Origin of the sequence: uncultured Sphaerochaeta sp., from assembly GCF_963676625.2 — a bacterium.
GTDB lineage: Bacteria > Spirochaetota > Spirochaetia > Sphaerochaetales > Sphaerochaetaceae > Sphaerochaeta.
Genome location: NZ_CAXXYB010000004.1, coordinates 918,099 through 940,316, shown reverse-complemented (window position 1 = coordinate 940,316; position 22,218 = coordinate 918,099). Strand labels below are relative to the sequence as shown.

Below are 22,218 nucleotides of genomic sequence, written 5' to 3'. Positions count from 1 at the left end.
ATATCAAATAATACAAAATTATATCAAAACAAAAGAATAATAAAACCTTGTATTTTTAAAAATCTATGATAATCTATCAGAAACGTATTAGTAAAGTATCACTAATATCTTAGGAAATCAATAGGGGATATTGCTTTTCGGGATAGGTGATATGAAGGAGTAAATCATGATTGAGAACATTGAAAACGAGGTGAATGAAGTTGCCTCAGTTAATCGGGCACAGATTGAGCATAGGGCAACCTGGATGGCATTGTTTTTTGACGAAATGAAGAATGCAGGGATTAATCCAGAACCCATCATGCGCAAGGCTGTCTATCGCTGTGGTCTTTTCCATGGAGCACAGGTTCGACAAAGATGTGCCAATCCTGAAGATGCCCGCGAATTCGAGAAGTCCTTCCTCAATCCTTGCGGAATCGACACTTTCCATATGGATCCAATCAAGGCCACTGAGGAAAACGTAAAGATATCCTTCAATTACTGTGCCTTGCTTTCTGCCTGGAAAAAACTGGGAATGGATGATGAAACCTGTGCCTTGCTTTGTGATATCGCCATGGATGGTGACAGGGGAATTGCAAAGGCAATGGGATTGACTCTTGATCTTTCGGACACCTTGGCAAAAGGGTGCAAGACTTGTGAATTGAATTTCCACAAATAAAAGGGAATTTCAAACGATACATTCATAGGAGACAATATGAAAAAGCTAGCTACCGTACTGTGTGTTCTCTTGGTGTTTTCGATGGCTTTGTTTGCAAATGGAAACAAGGAAGAAGAAGCGGCGAAGGCAGAAGGCTTCAAAGGCATTATCAAACTTGGTGTATTGGGCCCCCTGACAGGGACCAATGCCGAATATGGGGTCGGTTTCAAGATCGGTACCCAAATGGCTGCTGATAGAATCAATGCAGCCGGTGGGGCGAACGGGTACAAATTGGTTCTCATTCCCAAGGATTCCAAGGGCGATCCCAAAGAGAGTTCCGATTTGACCAGACAATTCTGTGATGATTCTACCATCATGGCCATCATTGGCGACTTTACCAGTGGCTGCAGCATGGCCAATGCACCCATTGTTGATGATGCCAAGATTGTTCAGTTGTCTCCGACCGCTTCCAATCCGAAGTATGCGGGGATGAGTGATTATTGTTTCAGTATCATGGGACGCCAGGATGGAGAGGCTCCTTTCTTTGCCAAGTATATTATCAGTAAATATTTGGGTGTAAAGAAGCTTGGAATGATCTATATCAATAGTGACTGGGGCGTTTCGGCGGCAGAGAATTTTAAGGCAGCTGCCATTGCAAATGGTATTGATATCGTTGCCTCCGTCAATTATGTCCAGGATGAAAAGGACTTCTCTTCCTTGATAACCAAACTCAAGGCCGCGAATCCCGAAGCCCTCATTATCATGGACCAGGGAGCTGTTGCCCAGGTCATCAACCAAGTCAGGGCCATGGGCTGGGATGTTCCCTTGACCACCCTCGGACCAGGAACTTCAGAACAATTGATCGGCTTGACCGGTGCTAATTCCGAAGGTCTGGTTCTTTCCACTCCGTTCTTCTTTGATCCCCAGGTTCCGGATCTCATGGCTTGGAAAAACGAGTTCAATGAGAAGGCCAAGTTCAATCCGAGCGTACACCCTGCCTGTGCCTATGATTGTGTCTATTTGATTGCCAATGCAATTGCCTCTTGTGGCGATACCGTAACCCGTCAGGGAATTCGGGATAATCTTGCAAGTAATGAATATATGGGCATTACCGGACCTATCAAATTCAATAAGGATGGGGATATCACCCGTTCCTATCTGATTTGTGCCGTCGAAAACGGGCAATATGTAGTAAAGAAAGGGTTTGATTACTCAGCAGAATAAGATGGATAACCTCGGCGTCGATAGCAACTATCGGCGCCGAATCATATCGAACTTCTGTCGAAGGGGTGTCTAGATGGAATATTTCCTCAATCAACTGATCAATGGTTTATGCCAGGGCGCAATATATGCCTTGATGGCCATTGGTTATTCTGTTGTTGTCGGTGTCGTTGGAATGGTTACCTTCACTCATGGTGAAGTGATGATCATGGGAGCCTTCGCTGCATACTATGTTTTTCAATATTGCGGCACCAATTTACTATTGGGATTCTCTGTTGCTTTTCTTGCCTCTTGGGTAATGGGGATATTCGTGTATAAGGTTTGTTATGAACGGTTTTTTAATTCACCACGTCATATTTCCTTGTTATGTACCATTGGATTCTCGATGTTGGTGAAAAATCTTGCCCAAATCTTCTTTGGGCCGAACCAGATTCCCATGTTGAACATAGTGGATATCAAATTCTACCATTTTGGGTCGGTTCAGATCAGTTCCTTGCAGATTCTCATCATTTCCCTTGTTGTCTGCCTTGCCTTGGCCTTGAACTATGTTTTCTATCATACACGGTTTGGAGTCAAATTGAGGGCTGTCAGTCAGGATAAGACTGCTGCCTATATGGTAGGTATAAATGTCAAGAGAATCGCGATGCTCGGCAATTGCGTAGGTTGTGGCTTAGGTGGCATTGCCGGTTTGCTGATCTGCATCTATTACCAGGTAGTCCAGGCGACGATGGGAGGGGCTTTGGGTATGAAGGCCTTTTCGGCCTCGGTGCTCGGTGGTTTGACCGACGTACGGTTTTCCGCCTTGGGTGGCTTGTGTATCGGAATCGTGGAAAACCTGGGGATAACGGCTACCTCTGCCAGTTATCGCGATATGTTTGCCTTTGGTTTCCTCATTCTTGTCTTGATTTTTAAGCCTACCGGGTTTGTAAAAAAGAGGGGGGCCAAGGTATGAACAGGTTTTCAGATACACTGAAACGAGCAAAGATAGCTTTCGAGAAACACAAGGTCCTGTACCTCTTGCTTTTGTTATTCTTTTTGGCCTTATTGCCAGTTCTCAGTGATAAAAGCTACGTCATGGGTGTCATGTGCAGGATCTTGATGTATGCAACCTTGGCCGGTGCCTTGAACATCATCAATGGATATAGTGGACAGACCTGTCTGGGCGTTGCGGGCTTCTTTTGCTTTGGAGCCTATACCGAAGCTATCCTGGCTACCAGGGTTGGGATGAGTTTCTGGCTTTGTGTTCCTCTTGCCGGGCTGGTGACTGCTGCCATTGGATTGCTTGTTGCCTGGCCTACCTTGAAGATGAGTGGAATCTATCTTGCCATCGTTACCTTGGGCTTTTCTGAAATCGCCAGGTTGTTTGCCTTGAATGCAACTGCCCTGACAGGTGGGGCCTTGGGAATCAAGAACATTCCGGTTCCTACGCTCTTTGGCATTACCTTCAGGAATTCCCACTCCTACTATTACCTTTTTTTGGGTATGGCAATCATCTTTGTCCTCATATCCAACAGGGTTATAAAAAGTAAGATTGGCAGGGCCTGGATGTCTATCAGGGAAGATGAATTGGCGGCAAAGAGCCTGGGGGTCAATGCCTCGTTCTATAAGGCCACCAACTTCATCTATGGTGCTTTCTGGATTGGTGCTATAGGAGCGGTTTACGCCCCGTATGTGCGGTTTATCGATTCCACGTATTTTACCTTGGATGAAGGGTGGAACATCCTGTCCATGGTGATCCTTGGTGGCCAGGGGACTTTCATCGGTCCAATAATCGGCTCGATAATTGTCAACTTCCTCACGGAAGTCCTTCGTCCGATCGGACAATGGCGGTTGGTGGCCTTTGCCTTATTGATCATCATCATGATGTGGTACCGTCCCCAGGGACTTGCCGGAGCTTCTGACAGCAAACTTGCCGGGAATGTCATGAAGAAAAAAAAGCTGAATCAGGGGAAACAGAATGGTTGAAACAAATACTAAACCGATCTTGAGTACAGAACATATTTGTATGTACTTCGGTGGGCTCCATGCTGTCGAGGATGTGGGCTTGGAAATCCTTCCCGGGGATATTTTCGGGATCATTGGTCCGAATGGGGCCGGCAAGACGACGCTTTTCAATGCCTGCACGGGTTTCAACAATCCAACCAAGGGAAAAGTATTTCTCTGTGGTGAGGATATCACGAATCTGAAACCCGAGCAGATTGCGAAGAAAGGTATGGCCCGTACTTTCCAGAACATCAAGCTTTTCAAGTATATGAGCGTGCTGGACAATATCAAGATCGGGTTCCACCTTAACTTGAAATCCAATTTCATCGATACCGTATTGCATACCAAACGTTTTAAGGATGATGAGGAGCATGCCATCCAGAAAGGCAAGGAGATACTCGATCTGGTTGGGCTTGGCAGATATACCGAAACCAAGGCAGGGAATCTTCCGTATGGGGTACAGCGCAAAGTTGAGATAGCCAGGGCTCTTGCCATCAATCCCAAGATTTTATTGCTGGATGAACCGGCGGCGGGCATGAATCCAAATGAAACCAAGGAACTCTCAACTTATATACTGAAAATCAATTCGTTGGGATATACGGTTGGGGTCATTGAACATGACATGAAGTTCGTCATGAATACCTGCAATAGAATCATGGTACTGAATTTTGGACAGAAAATTTGTGAGGGTACACCCAATGAGGTCAAGAGGAACCAAAAAGTGTGCGAAGCATATTTTGGAAAAGGGCTTGTAGCCGGGGAGGCAATCCATGTCACTGCTGAAGATTGAAAACCTGAGTATAAATTATGGCTATATTTCTGCCCTGAGAAATGTAAATTTAGTTGTCAACGAAGGAGAACTGGTAACGCTCATCGGGGGTAATGGGGCAGGGAAGACCAGTACCTTGATGGGAATCTCGAACCTCATTCCCAAGACAGGGGGCAAGGTGTTTTTCAAGGACCGGGAGGTTTCCAGGTTCTCGCCAGAGAAAATAGTCAAGATGGGTTTGGCCCACGTCCCCGAAGGACGAAAGATATTCCCTGACATGTCCGTCTATGAAAATCTCGTATCGGGAAGCATGGGGCAACCAGGGCAAACCAAGGAAAAATTCCAGGAATTGCTCGAAATGAATTATCAGATGTTTCCGAGGCTGAAGGAACGTCTCTCCCAGAGTGGAGGTTCTTTGTCCGGGGGAGAGCAGCAGATGCTTGCAATCGCAAGAGGCTTGATGATGGATCCCGATCTTATCATGTTGGATGAACCTTCCTTGGGTCTGGCTCCCATTATTGTCGAGGAGATTTTTGAGCTCTTGGTGCGAATCCGGAAAAATGGCAAGACGATTCTTTTGATCGAGCAGAATGCCTCCATGGCTTTGTCGATTGCCGACCGGGGCTATGTCCTCGAAACCGGTGATATCACCTTGGAAGGAAGCGGAAAGGAATTACTGGACAATCCTGCGATAATCAAAGCCTATCTGGGCGGTTGAGGGAGAAAAACGATGAAAAAAATCATGAATGATCCCAAGGACTTCGTAGATGAAGTCATGGTTGGAATTGAAACGGCTTACGGTGATAGGGTTCACCTTCTTGATGGTGATACCCGGATTTTGGTCTCTTCCTATCCCAAAAAGAGAGGAAAAGTCGGTATTGTGACTGCCGGGGGAAGCGGGCATCTTCCCGTCTTTCTCGGGTATGTCGGTTCCGGGTTGCTTGATGGTTGTGCGGTAGGGAATGTCTTTGCCTCTCCTTCTGCCAAAAAAATGGCTGCCATGATCAAGGCCTGTGATGATGGAAACGGAGTGTTGTGTCTGTATGGCAATTATGGCGGGGATAAAATGAACTTTGCGATGGCCTGCGAAGTAGTGGAGATGGATGACATCGAGACTATGAGCGTTCTGGTCACCGATGACGTTGCCTCAAGTCCCAAGGAGACGGCAAGCAAACGTCGCGGAGTTGCCGGTATGGTCTATGCCTTCAAGATAGCAGGGGCCGCCGCCGAGCAAATGATGACACTCAATCAGGTTGCCGAGGTGACTACCAAGGCCATTGCCAATATTCGAACCATGGGTGTGGCCCTTTCTCCTTGCATCGTGCCGGAAGTCGGAAAGCCTACGTTCACGATCGAGGATGACGAATTGGAATTGGGTATGGGAATTCATGGCGAACGGGGCATTGAAGTCTGCAAGATGATGAGTGCCAATGAAATTGCCGATTATCTCTTTGACCGGATAGTAGCTGACCTGATTCTCGAAAAGGGGGATGAGGTATCGGTAATGGTCAATGGATTGGGCGCTACGCCCCTGGAAGAACAAATCCTGGTGTACAGTCGGGTAGCTTCAAGGCTCAAAAAGCAGGGCATTGCTGTCTATATGCCCCATATCGGTGAGTTTGCCACGTCCATGGAGATGGCAGGGCTTTCAGTGACCATTTTGAAATTGGATGCACAATTGAAAGGTTTGCTACGCATGCCTGCTTCCTCTCCGTTCTATACATCCGAAAATAAATAGGAGTGCTCAATGACCGTATCAGATGTTTGCGAGGCAATGAAATATATCAGTGAAACAATGACAAGGGAGAAAGACCATTTGATCGAACTCGATCAACAAAATGGGGATGGAGACCTTGGCATTTCGATGAGCGAAGGCTATAGAAGCGTGCTTGAGCTTTTGCTTTTGAACACGGAAACAGACTTGGGCTTGGTTTTCATGAATATGGCCATGAATTTCAATGAGGCGGCCCCTTCCTCCTTGGGAACCATCACCTCGTTCGGGATGATGGGTATGGCAAAGAAGTTGAAGGGCAAGAGTGAAGCAAGTCTTGCCGATTTGGTCGATGCCTTCTATGCGGGTATAGAGAACATCCAAAAGAAGGCAGGAAGCAAGGCTGGGGAAAAAACGATATTGGATTCCTTGATTCCCGGTATCGACGCCTTGAAGGCTTCTGTACAAGAGGGACCCTCCATTGCCTTTGCAAAGGCAGCCGAAGCGGCCTTGGAAGGTTCCGAGAGTACCCGGAACATGAGATCTGTCCATGGTAGGGCTGCCTATTATGGCGATAAGAGTATTGGCATCATTGATGGAGGTTCTGTCGTAGGAAGCTTGATTTTCAAATCCTTGGCTGACTGCGTGCAAAGAGTATGAACATGAATAAAGAGACGTATGAAGCGTATGTGCTGTTATTGAATACTGAACTGCAACCAGCCTTGGGTTGCACCGAACCTATCGCCATTGCCTATGCGGCGGCGAAGGCCCGGGAAGTTCTTGGTTCCTTTCCCGAGAAAATGAGTGTCGCTTGCAGTGGCAATATCGTCAAGAATGTGCAAGGGGTGGTTGTTCCCAATTCCGGGGGATTGCGGGGCATTGATGTAGCCGCGATCCTGGGAGTCGTCGGGGGCGATGGTTCCAAGGGCTTGGAAGTACTTGCCAAAATCACCGAGGAGGATGTAGAGACAACCAGAAAGCTACTTCTACAAGGGTACTGCACGTGCTTGCTGTCAGCAAATGAGGATAACTTGTTTATCCGGGTATTTGTCAGGACTGCAACAGATTCTGCTGCCGTGGAGATTACCGGTCATCATACGAATATCACCTTGATAGAGAAGAATGATGAAATTCTTTTCTCCAAGGAATATGAAGAGGCAGGAAATCTCATCGATGCCTATTCCCGGTTTTTGAATATTGCCGATATCGTTACCTTTGCCGAGACTGTGGACCTTTTAGAAATCCAGGAGGTCCTTGAACGCGAGATTGCCTATAACTCCGCAATTTCGAAAGAGGGTCTGACGGGAGCCTGGGGCATCGGGGTGGGGCATTCCTTGTTGAAGTACTATGACAAGAATGATGTCCGAAATCGAGCTTGTGCTGCTGCAGCCGCTGGCTCTGATGCCCGTATGGGAGGTTGTTCTCTTCCTGTTGTCATCAATAGCGGAAGCGGAAACCAGGGGATGACTGTTTCGTTGCCTGTCATTGAATATGCCCAGAGCCTGCAAGTATCCCATGAGTTGTTGTTGCGATCCCTGGCCTTGAGCAATCTGATTTCAATGCAGGAGAAGAGTCAGTTGGGAAGCTTGAGTGCCTTTTGCGGGGCCGTGTGCGCAGGTGCAGCCGCTGGTTGCGGCATTGCCTTTCTCCATGGGGGACGGGAGAGAGAAATCTCAAATGTCATTACCAACTGTCTTGCCGATATCGGGGGCGTGGTATGCGATGGGGCAAAGCCTTCTTGTGCCTCGAAGATTGCCACTGCCGTGAAATCGGGAATCTTTGCCTTTGAAATGGGAATGAAGGAAAATAAGTGCTTCCAAGATGGGGATGGCCTGGTCAAGAAAAATGGTGATCAGACGATCAAGAGTTTTACAAGGATGGGCAAGATTGGCATGAAGGGAACTGATGAGGAAATCTTGAACATCATGCTGGAAAAATAAGTAGATAGGGAAATTCTCCTTGTTCTTGTAAGGATAGCATGCAGCCCAGGTTTCACACTCTGGGCTGTTTCATGTTTGTATTTCTCTATCGGTCATATGTATTTTTCAGGGCTTGCCAAAAGAGATCTTTCCATAGTTTCTCATGTCTGACTTCAGCGCTTCCAGGGCCTTTCCCTTGTTATTTTCTTCTATGCCCCGGACAATATCCCTATGGCATTCCTCACCTAGATGGTGGTTGATCGGATTGAGGGGGGACCAGGAAGAACGGGCATAGGCAATGCCGAGAAATCGGATTACCTTTTGCAGTTGGTTTGATAGGTATTCATTTTGGTAGAAGGTTGCCAAGGTAAGATGAAACTTTGCTGTATGTTCCCATCTTTCCAGGGGATTTGCTTCCTCTCGAAGTGATTCACTGGCATCTATGAGTGCATTGAGCGTATCTATGTTCTTCTTTTTTGTAAGCATATCCCAATTGACATCCATGGCACTGGTTTCGATCAAGTAACGGAAGTTGAACACCTGCAGGACTTGGCTCTCCTGGAAGGGGACAACCTCATAGCCAAATTTCGGAATGCTTTTGAGCAGTCCTTCCTCGCAGAGTTCCAGCAGGGCTTCCCTGATAGGTGTCTTGCTGACGTTGAATTCAGTGATGAGGGAATGTATGGTTATTATATCGTTGCTCTTGTAGGTGCAGTGGATGATACGGTCGAGGATAATTTTATGATACTGCTTGTTAAGCCGGTCGGCGCCGTATTTATTTTTTGTTTCAGCCATTATACCCAAACTCCATCTCATGAGAATTTCATTGTGTGTTTCTCTGATGATAAAGGTATTATGGGGCCTTAGCAAGGGAAGAAAATTCAGATTGCAGGAAGGGAAGGGTTTTTTCACCGGTTTACCCGGTTTTTCAGGTTTTTTTCTAGGATCTAGTCTTTTTTGGCGTAGTAAATGGCACGGATTTGCTCCAGACTTGAGAAGGTCTAGGTATAATTGCTACCCTGATGGTTAGAGAAGTTATTAACATTGAAGTCATAAACTATGTAAAATGTATAAGTTTTTGACTGGGTGGTCTTGCGTGAGTGTCTATGCAACTGCCTTGATTCTCCCTATCCCTTTTTCTTGGTGATGCATAACATGTGCCTGCCAGGGCCTGGATTCCATGGCATTTCAACGTACCTATGGCTGGAGAGGGGAAAAAATACTCAATAAAATCTCAGCATGACCATAATGCATTGCTATGCCTCGACTTCAACAATCATTTCAACTTCAACAGGGATATTGCCAGGTAGACTGGTTCCTATGGCACATCTGACATGTTTACCTTTTTCTCCAAAAAGTGCAACGAGTAAATCCGATACACCATTGATTACTTTGGGGTGCTCAGTAAATGTGCTTGCTCCATTTACGAAACCTCTGACAGAAATGATCTGGGTAATTTTGTCTAGGTCTCCAATTGTTTGCTTTACTTCGGCAAGACAATTCAAACAGGCAATCTTGGCAGCCTCATAAGCTTGTTCTTCAGTTACGTTTTCTCCTACTTTGCCAAGATAGAGATTCTTTCCATTGATATAAGGACCTTGTCCTGAACAAAAAACTAAATTATTTGAGCGTATCGATGGTATGAAGTTTCCTGCTGCAGGTGGAATAGAGGGAAGGCTCATTCCCATGCCTTTAAGTTTTTCTTCAATGATATTCATAATACTAATCCTTTTTTTCAATGTCTTTCAAAATATTGTCAACGAAGGTGTTGGCTAAATGAACATATAACAAATCACATGCCTCTGTCTTATTCCTATTGGCAAGGGCTTCGGTAATTCTTCTATGATCATAGATTGACTTTTTGCCCGCCTGTATGAAATCAGATTCTTTTTTCCCCATGGAAATATTTCGCATGATATTGATTTTCAGCATAATATTGTTGATAAATTGTGCAATCATGGGATTTCCCGAAGCCTCATAAAGAATTTCATGAAAATGAAAATCTGTAACCATGTATTTGGAATTTTCTTGATTGTCTAATGCTGCTTCAGAAAAATTGATGGTACTGTTCATGAGAGCGCAATAATCTGCAAGTTGCATATCGGTCAACTTGCAGATGTTATCGAGGGCAAGTTGCTCCAAGGCAATGCGAACCGAAGTAAGATCCCTTACTTCCTTTGGAGAGAATTTTCTGAGAAAATACCCCTTCCATTGTTTTTGTTCGACAATATCATCGGTAATCAGTCGACCAAGAGCTTCCCTTACCGAAAGTCTGGATATCTTTGTTGTCTCTGATATTTCCTTATCGTTGATTCTATCACCGGGCGACCACGTTTGTTGAATTATTTGATTGCGAAGATAGGCATAAAGATAATCTGCCTTTCGTTGTTGGTTGTCTATTGGTACTTCAATAATCTTGGGATTATCTTGCAACCTGAAAGTAGCTTCTTTGGGTTTGTTTGTATCCATATGAACTAGAATACCAACAAAATAGGTGTTTGTAAATCAAAAAACTTTTAAATTTTAAATTTAAAATTTCTTGCATATTTCTTGAAACGATGTAAACTTTAAAAGTCAAAGGGAGAAAAATCTATGGCTGACGTGTATGACTCACTCGAAGTAAGAAAAGTAATCAACGGATGGGGAACCTTGACGATGCTTGGTGGTTCTGTCATGGAAAAGAAAACTGTCGAAGCGATGGTTGCGGCTTCACGATATTTTATCGATCTAGCTGATTTTCATGAAAAGGCAGGAAGAAAAATAGCTGACTTGCTTCAAGTTCCTGCAGCCTGTGTTACAAGTGGTGCGGCTGCCGGAATTGCTATCTGTGCGGCTGCCTCCATGACTGGCATGAATCCTGCCAATATCTTGCAATTACCCGATACGGAGGGCATGAAGAACGAGGCTATCATGTTGAAATGCCATCGCAATTCTTATGATCAAGCTTTGCTAGAATCAGGGATGAAGATTGTTGAGGTTGGAGTTACGGCTTCTGCTTGTGTGGAAATGATCGAAAAAGCCATCAATCCCAAGACAGCATTGTTCTTTTTTGTTTCTGAATCCCGTGATATGCGGGGATCCATTCCGTTTTCGGAGATAGTAAAAGTGTGTAAGGCTCATAACATACCTATTCTTGTTGATTGTGCTGCAGATATTCCTCCAGCAGAAAACATTCGAAAATATCTGAATCTGGGAGCCGATTGTGTTGTGTTCAGTGGGGGAAAGGAAATCAGGGGGCCCCAGTCCTCTGGATTGATTCTTGGCACCGATCCTGATTTTATCAAGGCTTGTTCAGCCAATTGTTGTCCCCACCATAGTGTGGGACGTCCCATGAAGGTCGACAAGGAATCGATTGCTGGATTGGTTGTGGCTGTCGAGCAATTTGTCAAACGGGACTATAAAAAGATTTCTTCTGATTGGAATGCCTGGGTTGATCAAATGGTAGTTGCTCTTGATTCATCCAAGCTGAAGGCTTGGAAAGGCAATCCTACTGAACCAGGTGTCGAACCAAAGGTTATTCCTCGGGCATATCTTTCATCTTTGACATTTTCTGCTGAACAATTAAGGGACATGTTACTTGAAGGAAATCCTGCTATTCGAGTCGGAATTGAACAAGGCAATGTTGCCATCAATCCCCAATGTCTTATGGAAGAACAGGTTCCTATCATCATCAAACGAATCGATGAGATCATGCAGAATATAGAGTGATGGTTTTTTGTTGTAAGACAAAAGGATTTCAATAATTGGAGGGTCACTTATGAAAAAAGTGAAAAAGGGGTTTGTTCTGTTGCTAATTTTGTTAAGCACAACATTTGTCTGCTTTGCAAATGGCACTGATGAAAAGGCTTCCGGAAAAGGAACTTCGGCAACTCAGAAACCGATTGCTCCTTTAAAATTAGCCGGATGGAGCTATGAAGTAGATACTGTTGATGCAAACTTGAAAGTATTTACTGAACAGACTGGTATTTCGGCTGATTCGTTTTACAGCTTTCCCAGCAATCAGTTCCACGATAAAATGGTTACCAGTTTTATTGGTGGTGCAGGGTATGATGTAATCTATGTTCGTGATTCCTACCTTGCTGAATGGGCTTCTGCAGGATGGATCATCCCTGTCGATGGATTTGCCGATACTGCATCGATCAAGGCTAACCTGTCTCAAGGTGCCATTGACCAAATGACCTATGATGGCAAGCTATATGGTCTTCCGTATTATGCTGGCCGTCGTGTCTTTGCCTATAACGAAGATCATTTGAAAAAGGCTGGATTCAATACCCCTCCCCAAACTTGGGATGAGATGTTTGCTCAAGCAAAAGTCATCAAGGAAAAAGGAATTTCCGAATATCCTATCATTCTTGATCTTGCAAAGTGTGCCAATATTGTTGAACAGATTGAAACGATGGTCTTTTCCTATGGTGGTAGATTATTTGACGCCAATAATAAGCCTGTGTTTGCAACCTCTGATGGTACCTTGAAGAAAGTACTTCAGGATATCAAAGACAATATGGGCGTATTGATTGATCCCGCTTCATTGGTCGCAACAGATCATGAAGTAGTTCGTGCACTTTCCGCTGGTACCAGAACGTTTAGTACCTGCACAGACTATAACCTAAAGACTGTAAACGATCCAGCAAGTTCTCAGGTAGCTGGACAGGTGAAGATGGGACTCATTCCTGGAAGTGCCAAGGTAAAGAGTGGTTCCATTGGTAACATCAGGTTGTATTGTATCAGCAGTTCATGCAAAAATCCCCAGGCCGCGTGGGAATTGGTGAAATTCTTGGGATACAAGGATAAAAATGGCGAATACTTTGTACCGAAAAAGTGGGCTCTTGACTTTGGCCTAGGTTTTGTCCAGACGGAATTGTTCGATGACAAGGATATTCAGGCTTCCATCAATTCTTGGGGCGACACTGAGGTTATGAAACAACAGGATGACTATGTTGTTTCTAGACCGTACAGGTTTACTCCTTGGTTCGAGGAATGGCAGACTCAAGCTTGGGAAGATTTGCAGAAAGCCATAATGGGTGACGTGACTATCGATGCAACCCTGCAAAAGATGGCCAAGTCCGCGAATGATCTCATGCAACAATACAAATAATTAGATAAAGGAGGAAGCTGAGTATGATGAGTAAAAGAAAGACTCTATCCATTGAAAAAGACCAGACACGTTTTGGATGGATGTTGAATTTTCCTACTTTGGCTATACTGTTTGTGACAATTCTGGTACCAATACTGTATTCATTGTATATCAGCTTCCAACATTTGAACTACAAGCAACCCAATAGAACAAAGTTCATATGGTTGCAGAACTATATTGAGCTGTTTCAGAACCAGACTTTCTTGCACTCTCTTGCAGTCACAGGATTGTTTGTATTGCTCACGGTCTCCTTTATCCTTGTCTTTGGGCTTGCGATAGCTCATTTGCTCAAGAGGAATTTCAAGGGGAATGGACTGCTCCGGACCATCGTGTTGATTCCTTGGGCTATACCTCCTGTTGTCAATGGTGTCATGTGGAAGTTTCTTCTTGACTCCAGTTATGGTGCAATCAATAGCGTCTTATATCAGCTTGGGTTGATTTCAAGTTATCAATCTTTTCTTTCAGATCCCAATACGGCCTTTGCCTGGGTTGTCTTTGCAAATGTCTGGAAGAACCTGCCTTTTGCAATTTTGCTTCTTTTCGCTGCTCTGCAAACTATTCCTACTGAGATGTATGAGTCCGCTGTCATGGATGGCGCATCCTCAAAGACGATGTTGTTCAAGATTACCATCCCTTTGGTGTCGTCAACTATGTTGGTTTTATTGATTTTTCAAACAATGGCCAGCTTAAGGGAATTTGATTTGATTTATGTAATGACCAGCGGGGGACCTGGTGATGCAACTTCAGTTATCGGTTGGTTGCTGTATACGCAGTCCTTCAAATTCCTTGATTTTGGAAAAGGTTCGGCAATCGGATATATCATAACTATGATTACGTTGGTGATTGCCATGTGTTATTATCGAATTTTCAAAAATAATATCGAAAGCTAGTCGGGAGATAATGAAAAATGAAAAAATACAACATGATAACTACATACATCCTTGCAATCCTTGTAGCGCTTTTTTTTCTTGCTCCTGTCAGTTGGTTGGTCTCTTCCAGTTTTCAGCAAGAGAAAGAGTTGCTTTCAGTTCCTTCTGTATTCCTGACAAAGAAACCGACGGTGGAGAACTACAAGAAACTGTTGTTTCCCCAGAGCTTTGCAACGTCCTCTGCCGAAGGAGTCAATAAAGTACGGACGTATTCCATTCCCCATGAAGCTCGTCTCTTTGCAGGTTCTTTGGGTAATAGTTTCATTGTCAGTGTGTCGACAACCTTGGTTTGCTTGTTTTTTGGAACTTTGGCTGCCTATTCCGTCACTCGTTTGCGGTATAGAGGACGGAAAATATTTATGTTTGGAATCATGGGAAGCCGTATGGTTCCTGGTTTGGTATTGGTTGTTCCCTTTTTTATCATTGCCAATAAAATTGGAGGAATTGACAAGAAGTCTTGGCTGATCTTGGTGTATTGCAGCTTTTCCTTGCCATATATATTCTGGATATTAAAAGGTTTCTTTGAAACAATTCCAGTGGAGTTGGAAGATGCTGCAAGAATTGATGGGTGTACCAGATTACAGACGATTTGGAAAATCATCTTTCCCGTAATATTGCCTGGAATGGTTGCCTCGGGAATATTTGCTTTCATGCAGACCTGGAATGAATTCTTTTATGCATTGATCCTGACAAATTCCAGTAGGGCATTTACGGTTCCTGTGATTACCGGTATGTTTGCGACGGAAGTGGACATTGACTATTCCCTGTTGATTACTTCAGGAGTATTGTCAATGTTGCCGCCCATCTTGTTCACGTTTATTTTTCAGAAATATATCATTGCGGGACTTACCTCGGGTGGGGTGAAGGGTTAATCATGATACTGATTAAAAATATTTGCAATAATTTCTTTCTCTCAGGGGAAAAGCTCAGTCGTTTTTCGATTTTAATTGATGATTGTGGCAATGTTGAAAAGATTGGGGACATTCCTGAAAATGATGCGTATAAATGTATCGATGCTGAATTTTGTTATGTCTCACCCGGTTGGGTTGATGTCCATACCCATATATATAAGGGCGTGTGTGATATTGGGATTGACCCTGACCTGATTGGGCCAAAAACTGGCGTGTCGACCTTGATAGATGCTGGTTCTTCCGGATGTGTAACTTTTACTGGACTAAGGGATTATATTATCAAGAAGAAGGACTATCCCATTTATGAATTCTTGAATTATGGGGTAATCGGCATTACTCGGTGCAATATTATTTGTGACTATGAGACTGATGATTTTGTTGAACCCGATGAAACCTTGCGATGTATTGAAGACAATAGAGATATTATCCGGGGTCTAAAGTTGCGTGCTTGCAAGGTAGTTTTCAAAGGAAGAGGAATCCCTTTCGTCCGTGATGCAGAAGCCTTGGCACGTGAAGCCAAGGTTCCCATGATGGTACATGTAGGAGAACCTGAGCCATATCTTGGTGATATCCTTGATGTGCTTGGCTCGGGGGATGTGGTTACTCATTGTTTCAATGGGAAGCCTGGCAATATTCTTGATCCACATACAGGAAAGATTATTATACAAGCTTTGAAAGCAAGAGACAGAGGTGTTCTTTTTGATGTTGGACATGGTTGTGCCAGCTATGATACAAATATTGGAAAGGCAGCAATCAAGCAAGGATTCAAGCCTGATATGATTGGCTCTGATTTGCATGGTCATAGTTACCCCAATCCCGTCAGGAATCTTCCCGTTACCATGTCCAAGATGTGTAGCAGTGGACTATCAGTCGAAGAAATTCTCAGGGCAGTAACCATTACGGCAAAGAACATGCTTCGGATTCCCTTGGGAATTCAGGTGGGGGAGAAGGCAAGCTTCACGCTTTTCAAAATAATCGACAAACAAGTTGTATATCGTGATGTATATGACAATCCCATAGATACCCATGTGCAGTTTATACCATTGTACACAATTGTCGGGGATACTGTTTTTGCTTGTGAAGGATAGTCGCTTGCCTTTCCTGATAGGGATTTACAGTGGATAGGGTTTTGCCTGAAAGCAAAAGAAGTGCTGAATGAAATACGGAAGGTATTGCTTGGTTATATCTAGCTATTGAAACTAGTATGTGTAATTTTGAGAGGATTTTCCGAGGGTGGAAAATCCTCTCTTTTGTTTGATACAAACGTGTGGGAAAATATTTCCTTTTTCTGCAGTCCTGACAAAAGGATCATGTAAAGGCCAGGCTTTTTTCAATTGAATGCAAGATCCTAAGTGAATCAACGTGTTCCCTTGTCGTCCCTTGCAGAAGAGCCAGACCACAGTCGGAGAATTGGAAATCCAGCCCTGTTTCTCTTATCATGCATTGGGCAATGTCACAGAAGACAGTTTCCTGTATATGCATTTCCTTGTTTAAGATCAAGGAATGGGTAATGAATATGGTAGGCAAAAGGATTTTTTCGGTAGCCCTGCCTGATAGATTGCAGGTGTGCAATCTTTGTATTTGAGTACAACGATATGGATGCTTTTATCAAAATAGGTTGTGTATTCAATAAAAAGTTTTGTTCGATTTTACTTGCGCAATAGAAAAAACATGCTATGATTTTTTCTAGAATGTTACTGGAATTCCAGTAGTATGCTAAATAAGGGATCACCCCTATCCTGTTAGGGAAATTGCATAAAACACTTTGTACCTGCTGCAAAGAAAAACAATGGAGGACTTTTTCAATGAAGAAACGAATTGTATTAGTGGCCTTGCTTTCTCTGTTCATGGTTGGCTTCGTATTTGCCAATGGAAGTAAAGAAGAATTGAAACCTATCAAGATTGCTGTTGTAGGACCCCTTACCGGTGATTTCGCTGAATATGGCACAGGATTCAGGAACGCAGTGGAATTGCATGCAAAGCAAATCAATGCAGCTGGTGGAGTCCTGGGTGGCCGTCAGCTTGAAATCGTTGACTACGATGACAAGAATAGTGGTGAGGAAGCAGCTTCCATAGCTGAAAGAATTGCCGGAAACAAGGACATCGTCGGTGTCGTAGGCCATTTTGCCAGCGGCGTATCCATGGCAGCAGCCCCTACCTATGAAGAAGTCGGTATCGCGGAGATTTCCCCAAGTGCCTCCCATCCTGACTATTCCTCAATGGGTGAATACATCTTCAGGAATAACTCCTTGATCAACATCGAGGGTAATGAGACCCTCAATATCGCTGAACAAGTGTTTCATGCAAAAAGAGTCGCTGTGCTTGCTGTCAAGACTGACTGGGGTGTAAAGACTGCCGATATCCTCATCAATACACTTGCCAAGGATCATAAGGACCTGCAGATTGTCGGATATGAGGAAATTCTCGATGGCCTGACCGATTTCTCGTCCACCATCACGAAATTACGATCGTATAAACCCGATACCATCATTGTCTGTGCCATGTACAACATCCTTGGACCTTTTGCCAACCAGTACAAGGACCTCGATCCCCAGATCAATTTGATTGGTTTCTCCAATGCCTATAGCGAACAACTCATCAAGTTGGCCCAGGAAGACGGCAACGGAATCTGTCTGCCAGCTGTTTTCTTCCACCAGAGTCCCGAGGCAAAAGTCAGGACCTTTGTTGATGACTACATGAAGGACTACGATGGCAAGATTCCCAGTTCCTTGACTGCCCAGGCTTATGATTCCTTGGGAATGTTTGTCCAGGCCATAAATGAAAGTGGTTCTGCAGACAGGACGGCCATAAAGGACGAACTGTACAAGATCAAATACGACGGTGTTGCCGGAGTGACATATTTTGACAAGCAGGGCGATGCTTACAAGACCTTCAACTGGTTGCGGGTCGTGGATGGCAAATTCACCTTGATTGACAAGAGTACGTTATAAGCTGCAGTAAAGCCAGAAAAGGTGGTGGCTTTAGTCCGCCACCTTTTTGACTCGTACCAATAGGGAGCTCTTAATGATTCTACAACAAATATTTGATGGACTGACTCTTGGAGTCGTCTATGCACTGATTGCCGTTGGGTATTCCCTTGTCTTCGGTGTTCTTCGCTTGGTCAACTTTGCCCATGGGGCAACCTACGCCTTTGGTGCCCATATCGCGATGGTTGTGGTTGTCTCGACCAGTTTTGGATTATTCTGGGCAATCGTCATCAGTGTCGCCGTAACGGGCTTGATGACCATGCTGATGGACAAGATTGCCTTGAAGCCCTTGAGGGTAAAAAAATCCAAGGGGATATCGGCCCTGATTACGACCATTGGTTGTTCCTATATCATACAGAACACCTTGATGATCGTATTCGGAAGCAGATCCAAATGGTTTCCCAAGATTTTTGATTACGGGAATTTCAAGGTCGGGAGTGTCCTTGTCAAGTCAACCCAGGTGGGAATAATCACCGTCTCGGTTATCCTGCTCTTGGTTCTGACCTTCATCGTACAGAAGACCAAGATCGGTCTGGCCATGCGCGCTGTCCAACAGAACGCGAAGGCTGCTTCCTTGATGGGAATAGAAGTGAACAAGGTAATCTCCTTTACCTTCTTTCTCGGCGGAGCCTCGGCCGCCGTGGCAGGTAGCCTGATCAGCGGCTATTACCAGATTGTAAATCCCCAGATGGGTTTCATCGCAGGTCTCAAAGCGTTCTCCGCAGCGGTCCTCGGTGGAATCGGAATATTGCATGGTGCTGTTTTTGGTGGCTTAGTTGTAGGACTTGCAGAGAGTTTTGCGGCTTACTACCTCGGTGGAGGCTATCGTGATGCAGTGGCATTCATCATTCTGATTGTTGTATTGATTTTCCGCCCGAACGGCTTGTTTGGTAAAAAGGTGATTGAAAAGGTATGAAGATTATACATAACACATCAAATAAAAAACTCTTGGATACCTTGCCAAAAAGGCTGGCAGCCATTGCTGTCTTGGTGGCAGTGGTCATCTATCTTCCCAAAAGTGGTTTGTTGTCTCCCTACATCGTCCGTATTCTCACCATGATTTCCCTCTATTCGATGCTCGCTCTATCCTTGAATCTTCTTACCGGATACACAGGATTGGTTTCCATCGGACATGCAGGGTTCTGTGCAGTGGGCGGGTATACCTCGGCTTTGCTCTGGCAGTACTTTGGACTTCCCTGGTTGTTCACCGCCTTTTGCGGAATGATCATGGCAGGTATCGTAGGGCTGATGCTTGCCGCTCCTACCAGCCGGTTGTCAGGCAGTTACCTGACCATTGCAACCTTGGGTTTCGGAGAAATCGTCAAGATGGTGGCACTTAACTGGCAGTCGTTGACCGGCGGTCCCTTGGGCGTAAACCATATCGAACGACCAGAGTTTTTCGGCATTACCCTTTCCACGTTCAATGGTGGTTTCTTCTACCTGTCCATTGTTCTTACGGCCTTGGTCACCTTGTTTGTCTATAGGGTGGTGAACTCAAAGATGGGGCGCGCCTTCATGGCCATTCGGGATGACTCCTTGGCAGCGACTTTGATGGGAGTGAACGTAGTGGCCTATAAGATGAAGAGCTTTGTCATCTCGGCTGCGATTGCGGGCCTGGGTGGTGCCTTCTATGTCCACTTCGTCAGGTTCCTCGATCCCAATACATTCAATTTTGACATTTCGATTATCATCATCAGCATCGTGATCCTTGGAGGAACCGGCTCTATCGGAGGTTCTTTCTTGGGAGCCGCCTTGCTTATTTCCTTTCCTGAAATCCTGAGATTTGCCAGTGAATATCGATTCATCATCTACGGGTTGGTCCTGGTCTTGATGATGAGGTTCAAACCTGAGGGAATCCTTGGAGGGCATAGCAACAAACCCTTCAAACTGATGAAGGGGGTACAGATCGATGGAAAATAAAGAGACTCCTATCTTGGACGTTAAGAACCTATCCATCCATTTTGGTGGCCTGAAAGCAGTGGATGACGTCAATTTTCATGTGAACAAAGGGGAAATAGTCAGCATTATCGGTCCCAACGGGGCTGGAAAGACGACGGTTTTCAATATGCTTACCGGTATCTATGTCCCAACGCAAGGCCAGATATTCTTCAATGGCGAAGAAATCCAAGGCAAGACTCCCCAACAGATCGTGAAGGCTGGAATGGCTCGCACGTTCCAGAATATCCGACTTTTTTGCGATATGAAAATTATACAGAATGTGTTGCTGGGGATGCATACCAATACGGACTATTCATTTTTCGATTTGGTTCTCCATACCCCAAAATACAAAAGGATAGAAAGAGAGAAGCAGCAGAAAGCCGTTGATATCCTTACGTTTCTGGATTTGGGCAAGTATGTCCATGATTATCCTACGAATCTTCCCTATGGCGATCAGAGAAAGGTGGAGATTGCCCGTGCAATTGCCACTGATGCCAAACTTATCTTGTTGGATGAACCGGCTGCTGGCATGAACCCCGAGGAATCGGAGGAACTGCTGGCCTTTATCAGAAGTCTGGTCACCAAGGGGTTTACCATTGTCCTGATCGAGCACGATATGAATCTGGTCATGAATATCTCGGATAGGATCTACGTAATTGATCACGGCAAGAAGATTGCCGAGGGCCTTCCAGAGGATATTGCGACCAATAAGAATGTCATCGTTGCCTATCTGGGCGAAGAGGATGAGGATGAGGAGGAAGGGAATGAGTAAACCGATTCTCGAGCTCAAGGACGTCAATACCTATTATGGAATGATCCATGCGATAAAAGGCATCAACATGGAGATCTGCAAGGGTGAGATCGTGGCTCTTATCGGCAGTAACGGTGCCGGTAAATCCACGACCCTCAATACCATCGTGGGTTTGTTGAAACCCAAGAAAGGCCAGATTTTCTATGAAGGAAAAGAGATAACGCATAATTCCGCGGCGGAGATCGTGAGGATGGGCATTTGTCTTTCCCCGGAGGGAAGGGAAGTCTTTCCTGATCTATCGGTGCAAGACAATCTCAAGCTGGGTGCCTTCACCCGCAAGGACCGCGTAAAGATAGCCCAGGACTACGAGAAGGTCTATTCCTTGTTTCCTCGGCTTTTTGAACGAAAGACCCAGATAGCCAAGACCCTCAGTGGAGGGGAACAACAGATGCTCGCCATAGGGAGAGCCTTGATGAGCGACCCCAAGGTCTTGTTGCTGGATGAACCTTCACTTGGGCTTTCCCCGAACTTGGTCATGTTGATCTTCGATTTGATCAAGGACATAAAAAAGCTTGGGGTGACGATTCTTTTAGTCGAGCAGAATGCCAAGATGGCACTGAAAACCGCCGATAGGGCGTATGTACTGGAAACCGGCAAGATAAGCCTGGAAGGTACAGGAAAACAATTGCTTACAGATGATAATGTCAGAAAGGCATATCTCGGAAATATTTAATAATTGGATAAGGAAGAAAAAATGGAAATCAAGAATGAAGCTACACTCACTGACAACGAAATAGTCAACGGTTTGAGAGGTGGGATTGAACATAGGGCAACTTGGATGTGCTTGATGATGCAATCAGCTAAGAAGGCTGGTTTGGATCCTGAGGCCTTTACCCGTGAAGCAATAACCAAGTGCGGTCATTTTCATGGTGCAAACATGCAGGAACTCCAGAAGGAAGCTGGAATTCCTGCTTTCACTGAAGTCTTTATCCCCGAGAACACCCAGAAGATCTTTGAGATGGATGTAACTCGTTGCGATGAGGATGAACTCACCATCGAATTCCATTACTGTCCCTTGGTAAGTGCCTGGAAGAAATTGGGCGCAACCGATGAGGAGATCCAGCTCATGTGTGATGCTGCCATGGATGGGGATAGGGGTATTGCCGCTGAATGCGACTATGACTATGAGTTGGGCAAGACCATTGCCAATGGGTATGATATTTGTGAAGTAGCCTTTAGAAAGAAGAAATAATACAAATTCCAGGGAGAAAGGGTTCTGCCTTTTCTCCCTGCCATATTTTCGAAAGACAGGCCCTTTTTGACAAGGGTCA

At 44.8% G+C, this 22,218-nt stretch carries 24 protein-coding genes; 20 read left to right on the top strand and 4 right to left on the bottom strand.

Annotated elements, in window-relative coordinates; translation table 11 throughout:
* The first annotated feature begins 166 nt into the window (after nucleotides 1-166).
* The 9 genes from ACHZBG_RS07445 to ACHZBG_RS07405 all read left to right on the top strand — a co-directional run bounded on the left by ACHZBG_RS07445 (nucleotide 167) and on the right by ACHZBG_RS07405 (nucleotide 8,258).
* The gene (locus ACHZBG_RS07445; RefSeq protein ID WP_320128815.1) at nucleotides 167-655 is read left to right on the top strand and encodes an L-2-amino-thiazoline-4-carboxylic acid hydrolase; all 489 of its coding nucleotides are present in this window, start codon (nucleotides 167-169) and stop codon (nucleotides 653-655) included.
* Nucleotides 656-691: 36 nt separating this feature from the next.
* Entirely contained in the window at nucleotides 692-1,858 is a 1,167-nt protein-coding gene (locus tag ACHZBG_RS07440; protein ID WP_320128814.1) for an ABC transporter substrate-binding protein, read from the top strand.
* Between the two features lie 73 nt (nucleotides 1,859-1,931).
* Nucleotides 1,932-2,807, top strand: a complete 876-nt coding sequence (locus ACHZBG_RS07435; RefSeq protein ID WP_320128813.1) for a branched-chain amino acid ABC transporter permease — start codon at nucleotides 1,932-1,934, stop codon at nucleotides 2,805-2,807.
* Nucleotides 2,804-3,820 (top strand): branched-chain amino acid ABC transporter permease, encoded by a 1,017-nt coding sequence (locus ACHZBG_RS07430; protein ID WP_320128812.1) that lies wholly within the window; start codon nucleotides 2,804-2,806, stop codon nucleotides 3,818-3,820. The genes ACHZBG_RS07435 and ACHZBG_RS07430 overlap by 4 nt, the downstream gene beginning before the upstream one ends.
* Nucleotides 3,813-4,628 carry an ABC transporter ATP-binding protein gene (locus tag ACHZBG_RS07425; protein ID WP_320128811.1) on the top strand — a complete coding sequence of 272 codons (816 nt, stop codon included), beginning with the start codon at nucleotides 3,813-3,815 and terminating at the stop codon, nucleotides 4,626-4,628. Before ACHZBG_RS07430 ends, ACHZBG_RS07425 begins: the two co-directional genes overlap by 8 nt.
* Nucleotides 4,615-5,325 carry an ABC transporter ATP-binding protein gene (locus ACHZBG_RS07420; protein ID WP_320129237.1) on the top strand — a complete coding sequence of 237 codons (711 nt, stop codon included), beginning with the start codon at nucleotides 4,615-4,617 and terminating at the stop codon, nucleotides 5,323-5,325. Before ACHZBG_RS07425 ends, ACHZBG_RS07420 begins: the two co-directional genes overlap by 14 nt.
* Before the next feature lie 12 nt (nucleotides 5,326-5,337).
* Nucleotides 5,338-6,345 (top strand): dihydroxyacetone kinase subunit DhaK, encoded by a 1,008-nt coding sequence (locus ACHZBG_RS07415; protein WP_320128810.1) that lies wholly within the window; start codon nucleotides 5,338-5,340, stop codon nucleotides 6,343-6,345.
* 9 nt (nucleotides 6,346-6,354) lie between these two features.
* Nucleotides 6,355-6,978 (top strand): dihydroxyacetone kinase subunit L, encoded by a 624-nt coding sequence (locus tag ACHZBG_RS07410; RefSeq protein WP_320128809.1) that lies wholly within the window; start codon nucleotides 6,355-6,357, stop codon nucleotides 6,976-6,978.
* Nucleotides 6,975-8,258 (top strand): L-serine ammonia-lyase, iron-sulfur-dependent, subunit alpha, encoded by a 1,284-nt coding sequence (locus tag ACHZBG_RS07405; protein WP_320128808.1) that lies wholly within the window; start codon nucleotides 6,975-6,977, stop codon nucleotides 8,256-8,258. Before ACHZBG_RS07410 ends, ACHZBG_RS07405 begins: the two co-directional genes overlap by 4 nt.
* A gap of 105 nt (nucleotides 8,259-8,363) precedes the next feature.
* Here the strand turns inward: ACHZBG_RS07405 and ACHZBG_RS07400 are convergent, their stop codons facing one another.
* The 3 genes from ACHZBG_RS07400 to ACHZBG_RS07390 all read right to left on the bottom strand — a co-directional run bounded on the left by ACHZBG_RS07400 (nucleotide 8,364) and on the right by ACHZBG_RS07390 (nucleotide 10,706).
* Entirely contained in the window at nucleotides 8,364-9,032 is a 669-nt protein-coding gene (locus ACHZBG_RS07400) for a GntR family transcriptional regulator (RefSeq protein WP_320128807.1), read from the bottom strand.
* A 461-nt stretch (nucleotides 9,033-9,493) separates the two neighbouring features.
* Entirely contained in the window at nucleotides 9,494-9,955 is a 462-nt protein-coding gene (locus tag ACHZBG_RS07395; protein WP_320128806.1) for a RidA family protein, read from the bottom strand.
* A gap of 4 nt (nucleotides 9,956-9,959) precedes the next feature.
* Nucleotides 9,960-10,706, bottom strand: a complete 747-nt coding sequence (locus ACHZBG_RS07390) for a GntR family transcriptional regulator (protein WP_320128805.1) — start codon at nucleotides 10,704-10,706, stop codon at nucleotides 9,960-9,962.
* Between the two features lie 123 nt (nucleotides 10,707-10,829).
* On the opposite strand from ACHZBG_RS07390, the gene ACHZBG_RS07385 reads away from it, so the two are divergent.
* Genes ACHZBG_RS07385 through ACHZBG_RS07365 form a run of 5 tightly spaced genes read left to right on the top strand, consistent with a single transcriptional unit; the run spans nucleotide 10,830 to nucleotide 16,299 of the window.
* Nucleotides 10,830-11,945 (top strand): aminotransferase class V-fold PLP-dependent enzyme, encoded by a 1,116-nt coding sequence (locus tag ACHZBG_RS07385; protein ID WP_320128804.1) that lies wholly within the window; start codon nucleotides 10,830-10,832, stop codon nucleotides 11,943-11,945.
* Nucleotides 11,946-11,994: 49 nt separating this feature from the next.
* Entirely contained in the window at nucleotides 11,995-13,332 is a 1,338-nt protein-coding gene (locus ACHZBG_RS07380) for a sugar ABC transporter substrate-binding protein (protein ID WP_320128803.1), read from the top strand.
* Nucleotides 13,333-13,355: 23 nt separating this feature from the next.
* Entirely contained in the window at nucleotides 13,356-14,261 is a 906-nt protein-coding gene (locus ACHZBG_RS07375) for a sugar ABC transporter permease (protein WP_320128802.1), read from the top strand.
* Nucleotides 14,262-14,278: 17 nt separating this feature from the next.
* Complete coding sequence (locus tag ACHZBG_RS07370; protein WP_320128801.1) at nucleotides 14,279-15,172, top strand: carbohydrate ABC transporter permease; 894 nt, start codon at nucleotides 14,279-14,281, stop codon at nucleotides 15,170-15,172.
* Between the two features lie 2 nt (nucleotides 15,173-15,174).
* Complete coding sequence (locus ACHZBG_RS07365; protein ID WP_320128800.1) at nucleotides 15,175-16,299, top strand: amidohydrolase family protein; 1,125 nt, start codon at nucleotides 15,175-15,177, stop codon at nucleotides 16,297-16,299.
* 220 nt (nucleotides 16,300-16,519) lie between these two features.
* Here ACHZBG_RS07365 and ACHZBG_RS07360 read toward each other — a convergent pair whose 3' ends face one another.
* Entirely contained in the window at nucleotides 16,520-16,693 is a 174-nt protein-coding gene (locus ACHZBG_RS07360) for a hypothetical protein (protein ID WP_394699348.1), read from the bottom strand.
* Nucleotides 16,694-17,016: 323 nt separating this feature from the next.
* Here ACHZBG_RS07360 and ACHZBG_RS07355 point away from each other — a divergent pair, with 323 nt between their 5' ends.
* The 6 genes from ACHZBG_RS07355 (at nucleotide 17,017) to ACHZBG_RS07330 (ending at nucleotide 22,139) form a co-directional block, all read left to right on the top strand.
* A complete protein-coding gene (locus ACHZBG_RS07355) occupies nucleotides 17,017-18,162 on the top strand; it encodes an ABC transporter substrate-binding protein (RefSeq protein WP_320128798.1) in 1,146 nt (381 codons plus the stop codon).
* Between the two features lie 73 nt (nucleotides 18,163-18,235).
* Complete coding sequence (locus tag ACHZBG_RS07350) at nucleotides 18,236-19,114, top strand: branched-chain amino acid ABC transporter permease (protein WP_320128797.1); 879 nt, start codon at nucleotides 18,236-18,238, stop codon at nucleotides 19,112-19,114.
* Complete coding sequence (locus ACHZBG_RS07345; protein WP_320128796.1) at nucleotides 19,111-20,118, top strand: branched-chain amino acid ABC transporter permease; 1,008 nt, start codon at nucleotides 19,111-19,113, stop codon at nucleotides 20,116-20,118. The genes ACHZBG_RS07350 and ACHZBG_RS07345 overlap by 4 nt, the downstream gene beginning before the upstream one ends.
* The gene (locus ACHZBG_RS07340) at nucleotides 20,108-20,908 is read left to right on the top strand and encodes an ABC transporter ATP-binding protein (RefSeq protein WP_320128795.1); all 801 of its coding nucleotides are present in this window, start codon (nucleotides 20,108-20,110) and stop codon (nucleotides 20,906-20,908) included. Before ACHZBG_RS07345 ends, ACHZBG_RS07340 begins: the two co-directional genes overlap by 11 nt.
* Nucleotides 20,909-20,912: 4 nt before the next feature.
* Nucleotides 20,913-21,620 (top strand): ABC transporter ATP-binding protein, encoded by a 708-nt coding sequence (locus ACHZBG_RS07335; protein WP_320129236.1) that lies wholly within the window; start codon nucleotides 20,913-20,915, stop codon nucleotides 21,618-21,620.
* A 21-nt stretch (nucleotides 21,621-21,641) separates the two neighbouring features.
* Nucleotides 21,642-22,139 carry an L-2-amino-thiazoline-4-carboxylic acid hydrolase gene (locus ACHZBG_RS07330; RefSeq protein WP_320128794.1) on the top strand — a complete coding sequence of 166 codons (498 nt, stop codon included), beginning with the start codon at nucleotides 21,642-21,644 and terminating at the stop codon, nucleotides 22,137-22,139.
* Nucleotides 22,140-22,218 lie beyond the last annotated feature (79 nt).